This is a genomic window from Streptomyces sp. NBC_00536, from assembly GCF_036346295.1.
GTDB lineage: Bacteria > Actinomycetota > Actinomycetes > Streptomycetales > Streptomycetaceae > Streptomyces.
Genome location: NZ_CP107819.1, coordinates 2,578,695 through 2,593,982 on the forward strand (window position 1 = coordinate 2,578,695; position 15,288 = coordinate 2,593,982).

At 72.4% G+C, this 15,288-nt stretch carries 17 protein-coding genes; 11 read left to right on the forward strand and 6 right to left on the reverse strand.

The window, feature by feature from the left end:
- Window positions 1–72 precede the first annotated feature (72 nt).
- Both OHS33_RS11215 and OHS33_RS11220 read left to right on the forward strand, forming a co-directional pair.
- A complete protein-coding gene (locus tag OHS33_RS11215) occupies window positions 73–1,110 on the forward strand; it encodes a rod shape-determining protein (RefSeq protein ID WP_330330243.1) in 1,038 nt (345 codons plus the stop codon).
- The gene (locus OHS33_RS11220) at window positions 1,107–2,738 is read left to right on the forward strand and encodes a GAF domain-containing protein (RefSeq protein ID WP_330330244.1); all 1,632 of its coding nucleotides are present in this window, start codon (window positions 1,107–1,109) and stop codon (window positions 2,736–2,738) included. Before OHS33_RS11215 ends, OHS33_RS11220 begins: the two co-directional genes overlap by 4 nt.
- A gap of 174 nt (window positions 2,739–2,912) precedes the next feature.
- Here the strand turns inward: OHS33_RS11220 and OHS33_RS11225 are convergent, their stop codons facing one another.
- Window positions 2,913–3,347, reverse strand: a complete 435-nt coding sequence (locus OHS33_RS11225) for an Lrp/AsnC family transcriptional regulator (protein WP_330330245.1) — start codon at window positions 3,345–3,347, stop codon at window positions 2,913–2,915.
- 69 nt (window positions 3,348–3,416) lie between these two features.
- Between OHS33_RS11225 and OHS33_RS11230 the strand changes: the two genes are divergently transcribed.
- The 3 genes from OHS33_RS11230 (at window position 3,417) to OHS33_RS11240 (ending at window position 6,219) form a co-directional block, all read left to right on the forward strand.
- On the forward strand, window positions 3,417–4,406 hold the full coding sequence (locus tag OHS33_RS11230; protein WP_330330246.1) for a hypothetical protein: 990 nt from the start codon (window positions 3,417–3,419) through the stop codon (window positions 4,404–4,406).
- A gap of 25 nt (window positions 4,407–4,431) precedes the next feature.
- On the forward strand, window positions 4,432–5,781 hold the full coding sequence (locus OHS33_RS11235) for a carboxyl transferase domain-containing protein (RefSeq protein ID WP_330330247.1): 1,350 nt from the start codon (window positions 4,432–4,434) through the stop codon (window positions 5,779–5,781).
- 81 nt (window positions 5,782–5,862) lie between these two features.
- Entirely contained in the window at window positions 5,863–6,219 is a 357-nt protein-coding gene (locus OHS33_RS11240) for a hypothetical protein (protein ID WP_330330248.1), read from the forward strand.
- 27 nt (window positions 6,220–6,246) lie between these two features.
- Here the strand turns inward: OHS33_RS11240 and OHS33_RS11245 are convergent, their stop codons facing one another.
- On the reverse strand, window positions 6,247–7,080 hold the full coding sequence (locus OHS33_RS11245; protein ID WP_330330249.1) for a helix-turn-helix domain-containing protein: 834 nt from the start codon (window positions 7,078–7,080) through the stop codon (window positions 6,247–6,249).
- A gap of 49 nt (window positions 7,081–7,129) precedes the next feature.
- On the opposite strand from OHS33_RS11245, the gene OHS33_RS11250 reads away from it, so the two are divergent.
- Window positions 7,130–7,579, forward strand: a complete 450-nt coding sequence (locus OHS33_RS11250; protein ID WP_330330250.1) for a cupin domain-containing protein — start codon at window positions 7,130–7,132, stop codon at window positions 7,577–7,579.
- 19 nt (window positions 7,580–7,598) lie between these two features.
- Here the strand turns inward: OHS33_RS11250 and OHS33_RS11255 are convergent, their stop codons facing one another.
- Window positions 7,599–8,882: an MFS transporter gene (locus tag OHS33_RS11255; protein ID WP_330335008.1), complete on the reverse strand. Its 1,284-nt coding sequence runs from the start codon at window positions 8,880–8,882 to the stop codon at window positions 7,599–7,601.
- Between the two features lie 348 nt (window positions 8,883–9,230).
- Here OHS33_RS11255 and OHS33_RS11260 point away from each other — a divergent pair, with 348 nt between their 5' ends.
- From OHS33_RS11260 to OHS33_RS11275, 4 genes are all read left to right on the forward strand, one after another.
- Window positions 9,231–10,352: a carboxylate-amine ligase gene (locus tag OHS33_RS11260; RefSeq protein ID WP_330330251.1), complete on the forward strand. Its 1,122-nt coding sequence runs from the start codon at window positions 9,231–9,233 to the stop codon at window positions 10,350–10,352.
- A gap of 146 nt (window positions 10,353–10,498) precedes the next feature.
- The gene (locus tag OHS33_RS11265; protein ID WP_330330252.1) at window positions 10,499–10,945 is read left to right on the forward strand and encodes a CBS domain-containing protein; all 447 of its coding nucleotides are present in this window, start codon (window positions 10,499–10,501) and stop codon (window positions 10,943–10,945) included.
- Window positions 10,946–11,007: 62 nt separating this feature from the next.
- A complete protein-coding gene (locus OHS33_RS11270; protein ID WP_330330253.1) occupies window positions 11,008–11,424 on the forward strand; it encodes a GNAT family N-acetyltransferase in 417 nt (138 codons plus the stop codon).
- 483 nt (window positions 11,425–11,907) lie between these two features.
- Window positions 11,908–12,177, forward strand: a complete 270-nt coding sequence (locus tag OHS33_RS11275; RefSeq protein ID WP_330330254.1) for a hypothetical protein — start codon at window positions 11,908–11,910, stop codon at window positions 12,175–12,177.
- A gap of 180 nt (window positions 12,178–12,357) precedes the next feature.
- On the opposite strand, the gene OHS33_RS11280 is transcribed toward OHS33_RS11275, so the two are convergent.
- Both OHS33_RS11280 and OHS33_RS11285 read right to left on the reverse strand, forming a co-directional pair.
- Window positions 12,358–12,573 (reverse strand): hypothetical protein, encoded by a 216-nt coding sequence (locus tag OHS33_RS11280; RefSeq protein ID WP_330330255.1) that lies wholly within the window; start codon window positions 12,571–12,573, stop codon window positions 12,358–12,360.
- 1 nt (window position 12,574) lies between these two features.
- A complete protein-coding gene (locus OHS33_RS11285; protein WP_330330256.1) occupies window positions 12,575–13,864 on the reverse strand; it encodes a helix-turn-helix transcriptional regulator in 1,290 nt (429 codons plus the stop codon).
- A gap of 223 nt (window positions 13,865–14,087) precedes the next feature.
- Here OHS33_RS11285 and OHS33_RS11290 point away from each other — a divergent pair, with 223 nt between their 5' ends.
- A complete protein-coding gene (locus OHS33_RS11290) occupies window positions 14,088–14,228 on the forward strand; it encodes a hypothetical protein (protein ID WP_330330257.1) in 141 nt (46 codons plus the stop codon).
- Window positions 14,229–14,946: 718 nt separating this feature from the next.
- Here OHS33_RS11290 and OHS33_RS11295 read toward each other — a convergent pair.
- The gene (locus tag OHS33_RS11295; RefSeq protein WP_330330258.1) at window positions 14,947–15,282 is read right to left on the reverse strand and encodes a hypothetical protein; all 336 of its coding nucleotides are present in this window, start codon (window positions 15,280–15,282) and stop codon (window positions 14,947–14,949) included.
- Window positions 15,283–15,288 lie beyond the last annotated feature (6 nt).

Consider the following 15,288-nt stretch of genomic DNA (forward strand, 5'->3'; position numbering starts at 1 on the left):
ACCCCAGAAGATACTGATTGCGACCGGTAATCCGCCGGTCTCCTTGCATCAGCGCTCTCGGGAGGACCTGCCGTGACCGTCAGTCTTGAGCAGTTGCGCCGCTGCCACGTCGCCGTCGACCTCGGGGCCGCCAGGACCCGCGTCTACGTCAAGGGCGCCGGCCTGGTCGTCGACGAGCCCAGCGTCGCAGCGGTGAACACGCGGACCGGAGCCCTCATCGCCGTCGGCACCTTCGCCGAACGGATGACCGGCCGCACCCCGGACTACATCCGGGTGGTCCGGCCCGTCTCCGGCGGCACCGTCGTCGACATCGAGATGGCCCAGCGGATGCTGCGCCACCTCCTCGGCGAAAAGCTGCGGCGCGCCCTGCGCCGCAAGCCCCGGCTGCGCGCCGCCGCCTGCACCCCGCACGACGCGGACCCGCTGGCCCAGCGGGCGACCGTGGAGACCCTGGTCGGGCTCGGCGCCCGGCGGGTCGAGCTGGTGGACACCCTGATCGCGGCGGCCGTCGGCTGCGGCCTGCCCGTGGAGCAGCCGACCGCGACGATGATCATGGTGTGCGGGGCCGCGGCGACGCAGGTCGCGGTGCTCTCGCTCGGCTCGATCGTCACCGCCCAGCGCATCCCGGTGGGCGGCGACGCCATCGACCACGCCGTGGTCCAGCACCTGCGCCACGCGCACGAGCTGATGCTGCCGAGCCAGGCCGTCCGGCCGCTCCAGCTGGCCCTGCACGGCAACGGCATCACCCCGGACGGCCCGGCCTCCACCCTGATCCACGGCCGTGACGTCGCGACCGGCCTGGCGCGCTCCGTGCAGGTGGACACGGCGGCGGTGCGCGATGCCATCCACACCCCGCTGACCGCCGTCATGGACGGGATCGGCAAGGTGCTGCGCGACTGCCCGCCCGACCTGGTCGCCGACCTGACGGACCGGGGGATCATGATGGTGGGTGGCAGCGCCCTGCTGCCCGGCCTGGACCAGATGCTGCGCGACGCCACCGGAATGCCCGTGCAGATCGCGGAACGGCCGGACGTGTGCGCCGTGCTCGGCCTCGGCGCGATGCTCGAAGGGAAGATCGCCCCCATGGTTCTGAACCCCTTGGCCGAATGAACCCGACGAGCCGGCGTACGAACCCGACGGGCGGGCTGGCGAACCCGACGGGCCAACCGGCCCGGGCGGGCGGGCCGGAACCGGAAGCGGGCCTCCCGGTGCTGCTGGAGGCGGTGCTCAGCGTCGGCTCCGACCTGGAGCTGCACGCCACCCTCCAGCACATCGTCGACTCGGCGGCCGAACTGTGCGCGGCGCGCTACGGAGCGCTCGGGGTCATCGACCCCGAGCACGTCCGGCTCACCGAGCTGTTCACCGCCGGGATGACCGAGGCGGAGCGGAGCGCCATCCCCCGCCTGCCGGACGGGCGCTCCGGCCTGCTCGGCACGCTCATCAGCGATCCGCGCCCGCTGCTGGTCACCGAGTTGACCAAGGACCCGCGCGCCGCCGGTTTCCCGCCCGGGCACCCGCCGATGCACACCTTCCTCGGCGTCCCCATCCGGGTGCACACCGAGGTGTTCGGCAACCTCTACCTCACCGAGAAGCACGGCGGCGGCCCCTTCACCGAGGAGGACCTCGCGCTCGTACGGGTCCTGGCCGCGCAGGCGGGCATAGCGATCGGCAACGCCCGGCTGTACGAGACCGCCCGCCGCCGGGAGCGCTGGATCGAGGGCGCCGCCGCCGTCACCACCACCCTGCTGGCCGGGCGCCCGGCCGCCGACGCGCTCATGTGCGTGGCCGAACGGGCGCGGATCCTCGCGGACGCGGCGGCCGGAGTGGTGCTCCAGCCCACCCCCGAGGGCGGCATGGAGATCGTGGCCGCCTCCACCGAGGGAGATCCCGGGGACCTGGTCGGCACGGCGATCGCGCCCGGCTCGGCCGTCCTGGAACAGCTGCTGGGCGGCGAGCCCGTCTTCATAGACGATTCGGCGACCGACCCCCGGATGACCACGCACGTCCGGGTCCGGTTCGGGCCGAGCATGATGCTCCCGTTGCAGAGCGGCGGGCAGCTGATCGGCACGCTGGCGCTGCCCCGGGACCGGGGCGGGAAGCCGTACGACGCCGTGGACCGGCTGCTGGCCTCCCAGTTCGCGTCACAGGCCGCGCTGGCGCTCGTCCTCGCGGACGCGCAGTACGACCGCGAGCAGCTGGCCGTCTACGAGGACCGCGACCGGATCGCCCGGGACCTGCACGACCTGGTGGTCCAGCGGCTGTTCGCGACCGAGATGATGCTGGAGAGCACCCGGCGCCGCTCCTCCACCGCACCGGCCGGGGACACCGTCGGCGAGGAACTGAGCCGGGCCGTGGACGAGCTGGACTCCACCATCCAGGAGGTGCGGACCGCCATCTTCGCCCTCCAGCAGCCGCCCACCGACGCGCCGACCACCTTCCGGGGCCGGGTGCTGCGCGAGACAGGCGGCGCGGCGGTCCTCCTCGGCTTCCAGCCGTCGGTGCACTTCACGGGGGCGGTGGACGCGCTGCTCTCGGAGCCGGTGGCGGGCGCCCTGCTGGCCGCCCTGCGCGGAGCGCTGGCGGCGGCGCACCGGCGCAGCGAGGTCACGTCGATCGAGGTCGAGATCACAGCGGAGGCCGAGCCCCCGCCGGGGCGGGTGCGCCTGACGGTGACGGACGACGGCCTCGCGGAGTCGGGCACCCGGGGCACGAAGGTGGACTGGCAGTCGGCGCTGTAGCTCGGCCTGTGGTCTAGTGCTGTGGCCGGAAAGGTTTGCCGGGTCGCGGTGTCCGGTGCGGTACATCGCAAGGCGGAGGGCCGCGACTCGTACTGGACGTACCGTCGTGGTCCGACAACGCGGCGAGGTGCCGTGCCGGGCGCCGTGACACGGTGAACCTCCCCGGTCACAGCACTAGTTCGGCCGGGTGGCGGCCCGGAGTGCGATCCGCGTACTGGACTGAGCGACCCCCGCTTCCCCCTTGAGCCTGCGCAGCAAGGCGTCCAGAGCGGCCGGATCGGCCGCCCGCGCCCGGACGATGTAGTCGTGCGCGCCGGTCACGTGCACCACCTCGGTGATCCCGGGCAGCCGGGTGACCTGCCGCTCGAACTCCTCATTGGTGGTGTCGGGGCGCAGCGTGACGTCGATGAAGACGACGAGCCCGCCACGGGTGTCGGCGGCCGGGTCCACGACGGTGGTGAACCCGAGGATCACCCCGTCGCGGCGCATCCGGCGCACCCGGTCGGCGGTGGCGTTGGCACTGAGCCCGACGCGGACGCCGAGGTCGCGGTACGAGATCCGCGCATCCTGCTGCAGGACGGCGAGGATCTCCCTGTCGAGGCGGTCCATCCCGCGATTCTCGCAGCCGGCCCCGGTATCCACCGCCACCCCCGCCCCCCACCCCCAGATCCTCCCCCCATGCCCCTACCACCCCTCCTCTCCGACGTACTGCCCCCCGCCCTCTCCGGCGCGGCGGCCGGCCTGGGCGTCGCGATGCCGATGGGCGCGATGAGCGTGCTGCTGCTCCAGGAAGCGATGCGCTCGCGCCGCGCGGCCGTCGCGGGGGCCGCGGGCATCGCCGCGGTCGACTTCGCCTACGCCGCCCTGGCCACGGCGATCGCCCCCTGGATCGCCTCGTCCCTCTCCCCCATCGAAGCCTGGGTCCGCCTCCTGTCCGCCACGATCCTCCTCACCCTCGCCGCCCACGGCCTGTGGCACCACGCCCATCCCCCGGGCCGGGGCGCATCCCCGAGGCCAGCCCCGGGCCCGCCCCCGGCCCCCGGTTCCGGCGCAGCCGAGGCTGGTGCGCGCGGCGAAGCCGCCGGGGCCGGGGCGGCATTGGGCTCGTCCCCGGCCGCCCCCGGGCCCGGCGGAGCCGGGTGGGCGGGGTCCCGGGGCGCAGCGCCCGGGTTCGGGAAGGGGCGGGGTGGGGAAGGCCCCGCAGGGACCGGGACCGGGACCGGGACCGGGAACGGGACCGGGAACGGGACCGGGAACGGGACCGGGAACGGGACCGGGAACGGGACCGGGAACGGGACCGGGAACGGGAACGGGAACGGGAACGGGAACGGGAACGGGACCGGGAACGGCGACGCCGCCATGGCCCACCGGACGGCCCGAACGGCCTTCGTCCGCTTCATCGGGCTCACCGCCGTGAACCCCACCACCGCCCTCTACTTCGCCGCCCTCACCACCGCCCAGGGCAGCACCCACCTCGGCACCGGCCCCGCAGGAGTCGCCTTCGCCGGAGGCGTGCTCCTCGCCAGCCTCCTCTGGCAGCAACTGCTCGCCGCCGTCGGCTCCTTCGCCGGGAGCCGGATCTCCGATTCCGCCCGCGCCTGGACCTTCCGCCTCGGCTACGGCCTGATCGCGGTCTACGCCGTCAAGATCGCCCTGCCCCTCCCCTGAGGCACCCCTGAAGTACGCTGGCGCCGTGACGACCCGCCTCTCGGCCCGCGCCGCCATCGCCTCCGTCGCCGACCCCGGCAGTTTCGCCGAACTCGCCGCCCCCGAGCGGGAGTCCCGCCCTGACGGCCCGCTCGGCTGGGACGGTTACGACGACTCCCGCGCCCGCGCGGCCGCCCGGACCGGCGAGCGGGAGTCCGTCGTCACCGGCACGGCCCGCGTCGGCGGCCGCGAAACCGCCCTGATCTCCTTCGAGTTCGGCTTCCTCGGCGGCTCCCTGGGCGAACGCACCGGCGACCGCCTCGAAGCCGCCTACGCCCACGCCCGGGCCCACCGCCTCCCCCTCCTCTCCCTGATCGCCACCGGCGGTTCCCGGATGCAGGAGGGCATGCCGGCCCTGACCCAACTCCAGCGCGTGGCCCGCCAGTCCGCGCTCACCCGGGCCGCCGGGCTCCCGCAGATCGCCGTGCTGCGCGACCCGACCACCGGGGGCGGCTGGGCCACGCTCGGCGCGGGCGCGGACATCGTACTGGCGCTGCCCGGCGCGCAGGTCGGTTTCGCGGGGTCCCGGGTGCGTCCGGCGGACGCGGATCCGGCGGCCTACACCGCCGAGGGCCAGTACGCCGCCGGGCACGTGGACGCCGTCGTCCCCGCCGGGGATCTCGCCCGGACCGTCGGCGACTGGCTGCGCCTGCTGGGTTCGCCGCACGCCGGGCCCGCCGATGCCCCGGCCGCGCTGGCGGACGTACCGCCTCCGGCGACCGGGTGGGAGGCGGTGCGCCAGGCCCGTCACCCGGAGCGGCCGCGCGCCCTCGCGTACCTGGACGCGTACTTCGACCTGCGCCTGCCCCTCTCCGGGGACCGGGCGGGCGGCACGGATCCGGGGATGCTGTGCGGCTTCGGGCTGCGCGCGGGCCGGGCCGTCGCGTACGCCGCCCAGTGCGGCACCGCCACCCGCCCGGCCGGGTACCGTACAGCCGCCCGCGTCATCCGCCTCGCGGACCGGCTCGGGGTGCCGGTGCTGACCCTGATCGACACCCCGGGCGCCGCGAACGACGCGGCGGCCGAGCACGCGGGGGCGGGCGCGGCCATCGCGGACACGTTCGCCGCGCTGGCCTCGGCCACGGTCCCGGTGACCACCCTGCTGATCGGCGAGGGCGGTTCGGGAGGCGCCCTGGCGCTGGCCGCGCCCGGCAACACCTGGGTCACCCCGGACAGCTACTTCTCGGTGATCGCGCCGGAGCTGGCCGCGGCCATCCTCAAGCGGCCCGCCGACCAGGCCGCGGCCACCGCGGACCAACTGCGCCTGCGCCCCCAGGACCTGGTCGACCTGGGCGTGGCCCGCGGCATCGTCCCCGCGAAACCCCCGACCCCATGACCCGCACCCGCACCCGCGGCCCGCACGACTTCCGGTAGGTACCGCCAGGACCCGCCTGGCGGCGCTGCACCGGGAGCCCCCATGTCACGCACCGCCCACCACACCCGCCGCCGCAGCACGGCCCGCCGGAACTCCCCTCCGCTCACCCTCACCATCCACGACCTGCGCTTCAGCGCCCGGCTGCGCGCCGAGGCCGACCGGGCGGGCCGCCGCGTCCGGCCACAGGCCGTCCGCCGCCGGGCCGTGGTCCGGCGCCTGCCGCGGGTGCTGGGCGACCCCTCGGTGGCCCGCTGGGCCGCCCAGGAGGAACGGCGCGCCCGCGCCCGGCTGCGTACGGCCGTGCGCGCCGCGGTCCGCACGGCCGGGACCGGCGACGGCGGGCTCGACCCGGACGTCCGCCCGGCCCGCCACCGCCGCGCCGCGCTCTGGCTCGCGTAACGCGGGAGGGTGGCCCCCGTCGGTCCGTCACGCCCGGCCGGAGCGGGCGAAGCGGGCCGGGGTGGTTCCCACATGGCGCCCGAAGTGCCGGGTCAGGTGCGCCTGGTCGTAGAACCCGGCCGCCCGCGCCACCTCCGCCGGAGGCGTCCCCGCGAGCAGCAGCCGCCGCGCCGCCTCGATCCGGCGCCCGGTCAGATAGGCGTGCGGGGGCAGCCCGTACGCCTGCCGGAAGACGCGGATCAGGTGCGTGGGGTGTACGTGCCCCAGCGCCGCGGTCGCCTCCGCCAGGGTGATCCCCTCCACGAGCCGCGCGTCGAGGAGTTCGCGCAGCCGTACGGCGACCCCCGCGCCCGGGGGCACGTACGCCGCCCGCTCCCGCCCGGTCAGCCGCTCCCGCAGCCGCTCGGCGATGAAGGCGAGCCGGGATTCCGCCTCCAGCCGCTCGGCCGTGGGCCCCTCGCGCGCCGCCGCCACCTCCCCCAGCACCAGGTGCAGCCCGTGCACCCGCTCCCGCAGCACCCCGTCGCGCAGCAGCGGGGCCCCGACGGCGGCTCCGGTCAGGGCGGTGGGCAGGACGCTGGTGCCGAGGTAGAGCACGCGTTTGCGGAAGCCCGCCTCGGTGACGGTCCGCCCGTCGTGCGCGACCCCGGGCGGCAGCAGGATCACCGTGTCCGGCACGCCGGTCCGCGACACCCCGACCCCGTGCCGCTCGCGTTCCAGGGCGAAGTCGACGCGGCCGCCGTCGAGGACCATCAGCGTCCAGGTGTCGTGGACGTGGGCGGGGTAGGCGTGCGCCGTGAACCGGGCGTGGAAGACCTCGGAAATGCCGGGGACCGGCGGATGCCAGGCGTGGACGCTCACGTCAGGAACGTACAAGACCGCTCCCCCGCCGCCCGGGCAGTCTTCCCCCATGACGACACAGGGCAGTGACAGTTCAGCGAAGTCAACGGAGAACGGCACGGCACGGAAGGCCGACATCGCGGCGAAGGTCGACATCGCGGCAAAGCTCGCCGCGTTCGACGACCACTGGGCGCCCCGGCGGATCGCCCGCGTCAACGACTACGACATCCGGGCCGTCAAGCTGCTCGGCTCGTTCGTGTGGCACAGCCACGAGGACACGGACGAGCTGTTCCTCGTGGTGAGCGGCACCCTGACGATCCGCCTGCGGGACGTGGCGGGGGCGGGCACCGGGGAGAGCGCGGTGGTGCTCGGTCCCGGCGAGCTGTACGTCGTACCGCGCGGGGTGGAGCACTGCCCGGTGGCCGAGGAGGAGGTCTCGGCCGTGCTCTTCGAGCCCACCGTCACGGTCAACACGGGCAGCACGGGCGGCGACCGCACCCGCCGGCCGCTGGAGGCCTAGGGGGTGACTCCTTCGGGTCTCAGGCCTGCGGCGAGCGGGCGTCGTAGCGGGCGAAGCCGCGCCAGCGCAGGCCGAGCAGGACGAGTACGAGCACGCACGCGAGCCCGCCGCCCGTGATCGCGACCCCCGGTGAGGTGAGCTGGGCGACGGAGCCGGCCAGGAAGTCGCCGAGCCGGGGGCCGCCCGCGACGACCACGATGAAGACGCCCTGGAGGCGGCCCCGCATGTCGTCGGGGGTGGCGGCCTGGAGCATCGTCGTACGGAACACCATCGAGATGGTGTCGGCCCAGCCCGCGAGGCCGAGGAAGAGCAGGCCCAGCCAGAGGTTCCGGGTCAGCCCGAAGACGGCGATGGCCAGGCCCCAGGCGGCCACCGAGATCAAGATGGCCAGTCCGTGCCGCCGGATCCGGCCCTGCCAGCCGGAGAAGAGCCCGCCGAGCAGCGAGCCGATGGCGGGCGCGGCGACCAGCAGGCCGACGGTCTTGGCGTCGCCTCCGTACCAGAGCAGGGCGATGGCCGGGAAGAGCGCCTTGGGCTGGGCGAGGACCATCGCGGCCAGGTCGGAGAAGAAGGTCATCCGGATGTTGGGGCGGGTGCCGAGGAAGCGCAGCCCGTCGAGCACGGAGGCCCGCCCGCCGCCGTCGTCCGTCCGCTCGGGGCGCATGGCGGGCAGCCGCCACATCGCGTAGAGCGCGGCGGAGAAGGCGACGGCGTCGATCAGGTACGCCGACTGGTAGCCCCACCAGCCGACGATCAGGCCGCCGAGCATCGGGCCCGCGGTGAACCCGAAGGTGGTGGTCAGCGAGGTCAGCGCGTTGGCGGCGGGCAGCTGCTCCGGGGGCAGCAGCCTGGGGATCATCGCGGAGCGGGCGGGCGAGCTGAGCGCCCCGCAGACCGCCTGGAGCGCGACCACGAGGTAGAGGAACCAGACCCGGTGGTAGCCGAGCAGCGCGGCGGCGGCCAGGGCGGCCGACAGGACGGCGGCGCCCGAGGAGCTGTACAGGCCCAGCTTGCGGCGGTCGACGGTGTCCGCGATGGCGCCGCCGTACAGGCCGAAGACGACGAGCGGGACCAGGGAGAAGAGCCCGACGAGCCCGACGTGGAAGCTGGAGCGGGTGATGTCGTAGACCTGGAGCGAGATCGCCAGGGCGGTCATCGCCTGACCCATCCAGGAGATGGTGCTGCCGACCCACAGGCGGCGATAGTCAGCGGAGGTCCGCAAAGGGGTGAGATCGGCGAATATCCGCCGTTTCGGGGCGCTGGTCGGGGCCCCGGACGGGGAGTCGGCCGGGGCACCGGTCAGGCCCTCGGCGCCGTCCGGGCTGTCGGGGGCCGCGTCTTCGGACTGGGTCCGTCTGCTCGTACGGGTCACATCGGATGCTAACCGTCAGCCGCTGCCACACTCGATCGAATTCATGCCCGCGGGGCGGTCGGCTGCCGCGGGGCGGCGCCGCGCGCCTCGCCCGCCCCACCGCCACCACCCGGCTCCGGGCCCCCGCGGCGCGGCCTTCCCGGCCGCTAACTCGCCACTATCACCGGACATTTGACCGAATCGACGTGCGCTCACCCCCTGCCGTTCAGCTCATGATGAAACGACTCGAATGTCCAGGGAGGCACAGTGATCGAACCTGGCAAGAGCACCAAGCACGCAATGAGCACCGCGAACGCGACCACCGCGAAGGCCCTCACGGTCGGGGTCGAGGAGGAGTTCCTCCTCGTCGACGCCCGCACCTTCCGGCTCGTCCCGGCCGCCCCTCTGGTCCTCGCGACGGCCGCCGGTGACCCGACCCAGCTCCACGCCGAGGGCACCCGCTACCAGGTGGAGATCTCCACGCCGGTCGCCGACTCGGCCGCCACGCTGCGCGAGGACCTCACCGCCCTGCGGCGCAGCCTCGCCAAGGCGGCCCGCGCGCACGGCTGCCGGCTGCTGGCCAGCCCCTCGCCCGTGGTGGCCGCGCCGGGGCCGCTGCACCTGAGCGACGACGAGCCGCGCCAACGCGAGATGGCCCGCCGCTACGGCTCGCTCACACAGACCCTGGTGAGCTGCGGCCGCCACATCCACGTCGGCACCCTGGACGTGGACACGGCGGTGGCGGTGGCCAACCGGGTCCGGCCCTGGCTGCCCACGCTGATCGCGCTGGCCGCCAACTCGCCGTTCTGGGACGGCCGTGACACCGGGCACGCCAGCTGGCGGGCGATGGCCTGGTCGACCTGGCCATCGGCCGGGCTGCCTCCGCCCTTCGGCTCCACCGCGCACTACCGGCGCTCGGTCCAGGCCCTGCTCGGCTCCGGGGCGGCCCTCGACACCAAGATGGTCTACTGGGACCTCCGCCCGTCCGGGAACTGGCCGACGCTCGAGGTCCGGGCCCCCGACATGTCCCCGGACGTCGACGGCGCCGTGCTCCAGGCCGAACTGGCCCGCGCCCTGGTCGCCACCGCCCTGCGCGAGCTGGCCGAGCACCGTCCCGACCCGGTCGTACGGGAGGACGTACTGCGCCTCGCGCGCTGGCGGGCGGCCCACGACGGGCTGGAGGGTTTCGGCCTGGACCCCTACACCGGGGCCGAGGTGCCGGCGGCGGACCTGGCGGAGGCGATGCTCGACCTGATCGCCCCGGAACTGGCGGCCGCGGGCGACCTCGACCACGCGGCCAAGGCCCTGGCCGGGCTCCTGCGGGACGGCTCGGGCGCCCAGCGCCAGCGCGCGGCCTTCGCCCGGCGCGGGAATCTGGACGACGTACTCCGTCACCTCGCCGACGAGACGGAGGATTTCTGAGCGCCCGCCCGACCGCCCGACCGCCCGACCGACCGACCGCCCGCCCGCCCGCCCGGCCCGCCGCTTCACCCGACCCGGCCGCTTAACCTGCCCGGGAGCGGGTAGGCGCCGCGTGCAGAGGCGGCTTGCGGCCACCGGGAGGACCGATGATCCGGCGAGTGCACGAGGTGATGACCGGGAACCCGGTGACCGTCGAGCAGCGGACCTCCGTGGCGGAGGCCGCGCGCGTGATGCGCGACGCGGGCATCGGGGACGTACTGGTGGTCGCGGACGGACGGCTGCTCGGGATCCTGACGGACCGCGACATCGTCGTCCGGGTGCTCGCGGACGGCAGGGACCCCGCGGCCACGGACGTGCGGGCGGTGTGCACGACCGGCCCGGTCACCGTCGGGCCCGACGACGGCGTGGACCGGGCCCTCGACCTGATGCGCCGCCACGCGCTGCGGCGCCTGCCCGTGCGGACCGGGGACGGCGAACTCGTCGGCATCGTCGCCCTGGGCGACCTGGAGGTCGAGCGCGATCCGGGATCGCCGCTGTCCTCCATCTCGGCGGCGGAACCGGGCACATGGCACGGCGCGGCGGAGCAGCTCTGAGAGGCTTCCTCCAGCAGAAGGGCAACAGCCCCGAAGAACCACCCGCAAGGAGCCGCAACAGCATGTGGACGTGTGAACAGGTCACCGGCAGCGCACTGGACGTCGCGGAAGTGGCCGCCCTCTACCGGACGTCCACCCTCGCCGAACGCCGTCCGGTGGAGGACGTCCAGCGCTTCACCCGGATGCTGGCGGGCGCCAACCTCGTCATCGTCGCCCGCGACGCGGACGGCCGCCTCATCGGCATCTCCCGCTCGCTCACCGACGGCGCGTACGCCACCTACCTCAGCGACCTCGCCGTCGACGCGGCGTACCAGGGCAAGGGCGTGGGCCGGGGCCTGATCGAGGCCACCCGCCAGGCCGCCCCGGAGGCCTCCCTGATCCTGCTGGCGGCCCCGGCGGCCGTGGACTACTACCCGCACATCGGGTTCACGCCCCACGGCTCCGCCTGGACGATGGAGGGCCCGGCCACCCCGGCCTGACACCCGGCCCAACACCCCGGCCCGAAGCCCCCGGAAACGCCAAAGCCGCAGGTGAGATCGTTTCTTCACCTGCGGCTCGCAGTGGGGCGGGTGGGACTCGAACCCACGGCCGACGGATTATGAGTCCTCTTGGGATCTTGGCGGCCTTTGCCCTTTGACGCGGATCTGTGACGTTTTCCCAGTTCAGAGCGCATTACTTGTGTCGAGACCTGCCCTCTTGTGTGCGTCCTTACCTGTCCTTGTGTCCCCTGGGCGTCCCCTGACGGTCCGCTCCAGCGGGCGCCAGTTCGTCCGCAGGCGGGAGAGGTGTATGCCAACAGCACGTTCGGACCTGTGCGCAGCGGATTCCCATTCCACCGCAAGAAGGCTCAGCCCTCAATCGGGGCAGAGTCTCACAACCATGATGGTTCACCTCGACTGGGCGCACTCTGGCCATGCCGAGGCTGCAACGGACGGTGAGTTGGATGGTCCGATGACCCCGCCATGACGAGAGGCATCATCGACGTGAAGCTCTCGCAGGTCGCGTCCGCAGAGTGGTGTAGCCGCAGGCGGTTCGATCAGGGCGCCAGGGACCGCGACGCCGTCCGAGATCCACTCCTCACGGACCTTGTCGACGGTGGCGAGGTGCCTGGAGTCGAGCGCCGCCAGGGTAGCCCGACAGCTTCGGCGTCGGCCAACAGTGGTCTCGAACTCGTCGCACTGGCTCTTGATCTCCTCCTCCAGCGCGTACCACCGCTTGAAGCCCGGCGATAATCGCTCGTCGTCCACTCGAACCCGCAGTCACTCGGAGATGACATCACTGGCCAGGGGATCGTCGAGCTCGCCACCCTCAAGGAGGCCCCCGCACCGGCAACGGGCGGCTGCCTGTTGCCGGTGCGGGGCTCCGGAGCTGCCAGCCGCGCCCTGGCCTGGAGTGTCGGCAGTCGCCTGCGGTCAGTAGAAGATCGCGAGGAGCGCGATGGACACGGCCACCACGCCCACGCCGCAGATCCCGATCAGCGGGCCGGCGCTCACCCAGGTGTCCCTGTGGCGCTTCGGCACCACCACTTTGGTTCTGCGGAAGAAGCCGCAGAGCCAGGAGACGATCATGAATATGCCGAGTAGAGCCACGTAGAGGATCAGCTGTTCCAGCTGGGGGAAATGGGACACGTCACTTCACCGCCTTGAGTCGGGTCAGGGCTTCATCGCGGGCGAACGCCAGCGGGAAGAGCTGGTGCATGGCTCCGACAGACGCTTCCGCAAGGCCGGCCCACATGTCGAAGAAGCCGTCGGACGAGCGGTCGCCGTCGGAGCCCCCCGCACGAACCGAGGATGGCAGGGGCGCCGGAAGGACGAGCGTCCTGTGCGCGATACCACCGAGGGTGGTATCCACCCTCTGTCGGACGGCACGTAGCCGCCGCATCTCCTCGGCCGGGGTAGCCGTGGTATGCCGCCGCTCGCTCCTGGTGTGCGCGGTCCAGTCGAGTAGGTCGTCTGTGGGCCTGAGGTGGATGACGAGCGGCGTCCTGGCCGAGCGGGACGCCGCGATGACCTTCGCGGCGGCCTCGGAGTCACCGACGTCCGCCGCCCAGACCCGCGTCCGTCCCAGATCGCTGCCTTCCACGTACGTCCGCACGACCTCCAGCCGGTCGCGCTCCTGGTCGGCGTCACCCCAGCGGTGCGTCAGCCGGGAGAACGCACGCGACGCCACCAGGCCGACATGGCTGTAGTCGTAGTCGAAGGCATGCCCCAGGAAGCTGGCGACATCCGCCGATCCGGCCCAGTGTCCGCCGATGACGGCGATCGACCTGGGTACACCCGCCATCGGCGCGCCGCTGCCCTTTCGCGCCGCCACAAACCTCGGAACGTTGATCACAAACTCCCGTTGTCCGGGAGCCCATCCCTCGACGAATCCGGCGCCGAACCAAGCGAGCTCGTCGTGAAGTGCCGCCTCGACCCGCTGCCGGTCGAGAAGACTGACGGCCGCACCATTCAGCGACCTCAGGACGACGCGGTCGCTGTAGTGCCTCCGCCGGGCACCCGTCCCCAACCAGACCGGTCGGATCCCGACCTCGAAGTCGGCCTCGCTCAGGGCGGAGTTGGCGATTCGGGCGGCCCCGTACAGCGGCTCACCCGGCATCCGCTTCGCGGCGTACTCCATGCGCTCGGCCTGGTCCTCCAGTTGGTCCATGTAGGAGAGGAGGTTGGCGATTCCTTCGAGGTAGCCGGCCATGGTCAGGAGCCTGAGCTTGGGGTAGTTGAGCGCGTCCGCGAGTCGGACCAGGTCGTCCATGCTGGGCTTCCGGTGCCCTGCCAGGTACTCCTGGAGTTTGGCAACGCTGAAACCCACTCGGGTGGCCAACTCCTTGCGGGTGATCGGCTCGGCCGCCCTGCGCAGCGCCCGGCACCACGCCTCGTCGATGAAGCGCGCTTTCTGCTGGGTCTTCTGACGCTCACTCATACTGCGACGGTACGGGGAAGGTGCCCACGGCCACCATCGGCGTTCCAGAATTGCAACGCGTCGCACTAGCGCAGTGGAACGGCGGTCCCCTGGAAGCCAACTCGCCGATACGCCGTGTGGCACAACTGGAACGCCTGCATGGCGGGCTAGTGGAGGCGGAATCCTCTCACCAGGCGCTGGACCGCCAGGAGGGTGGTCCCGCTCATCACCTTGGGGGATTTCGATGCGGTTCTCTCGTCGGCACGGCAGCTCGGCTGCGAACCGGACCAGCGTCGCGATGGCGCTGCTCGCGAGGTTGGCGATCTCCAGCCTCAGCCGGGTCATCTCGGCAGTGGCACTGATCTGGCTCGACCGCGAGTTCTGATCGGCCGGTCTCTCAGTGGTGGGCGCGTGGGCCTTAATCTCTGGCTTTCATGAGGCCAGCTTTCCGACCGATGGGCAGAAGGACAGTTAGGACCTCTGACCAGCGAGATTGAGGATTGCCTAGGCCCCGTTCCCACACCGGCCGGAGGTACTTTCCAGGTGCGCAGGAGTAGCGGGCCGCACCCGCACCCGAGTCGAGGGCAATGGCCGCGGGGGGACTCGCAGTCCGGCGGCGTACTACTGGTCGAGGCTTGGGCGGCCGAGGTCGAGCACACAGCCCGTTCAGACCTGTGCGCAGCGGATTCCCATTCCACCGCAAGGAGGCTCCGCCCTTAACGACCTCCCCCGGTTGGTGACGGCCCCGATAGCTCACCTGCCCCGTCCGCCATCTACTGATACCGCCGCCACTGCTGCCGTCAAACACCACAGCAGCCCCACCAGGAATGATCTGGCGGGGCTGCTGGACGATACCCGGTACACCTCAGGGCGCTTAGGCGAACCAGACCTCCGAGTTCCAGGTGACCGTGATGAATTACCCGTCCTCTACCAAAGCCAGGTCGAGGTTCTCGACTTTGTTCACAAAGTCCACAGCGTCGAATCCGCTCAGCTCGAAGATGAAATGCGGGGCACTTACAGGCCGATCGAGCGGGCCCCCATCCAGATCCACATCGGAAATTCTGGCGAGCCGCACCTTGGCAGGGGTCTAACCCGCGCCGACTTTACGCTTCAAAGCCGATCGTCTTGGCCATCTCACCTTCGTAATCTTCGACCGCCTCAGAGACTTGATCGAAGAACCTCTCCCAAAATCCCGGAACTAGCCATGATGGAGGCCCGATTTCGAGCGACCCCTCCTTTCCAATTCTGGAAATCCAGTGTGGGGGAATAGCTTCCGAGGTAGTTTCGAACATCCTTGAGTCAAAAAGGACTGGAGTTCCGTTATCTTCGCTCGAAATCCTGACCGAGATCCCGCGCCCGGGCCACGTCGAGATCTCTAGAACCACATACTCTTTTTGGAGCTGGATCCACGAACTCGAGCCCTCCACCTCGCCTGCCACATCATT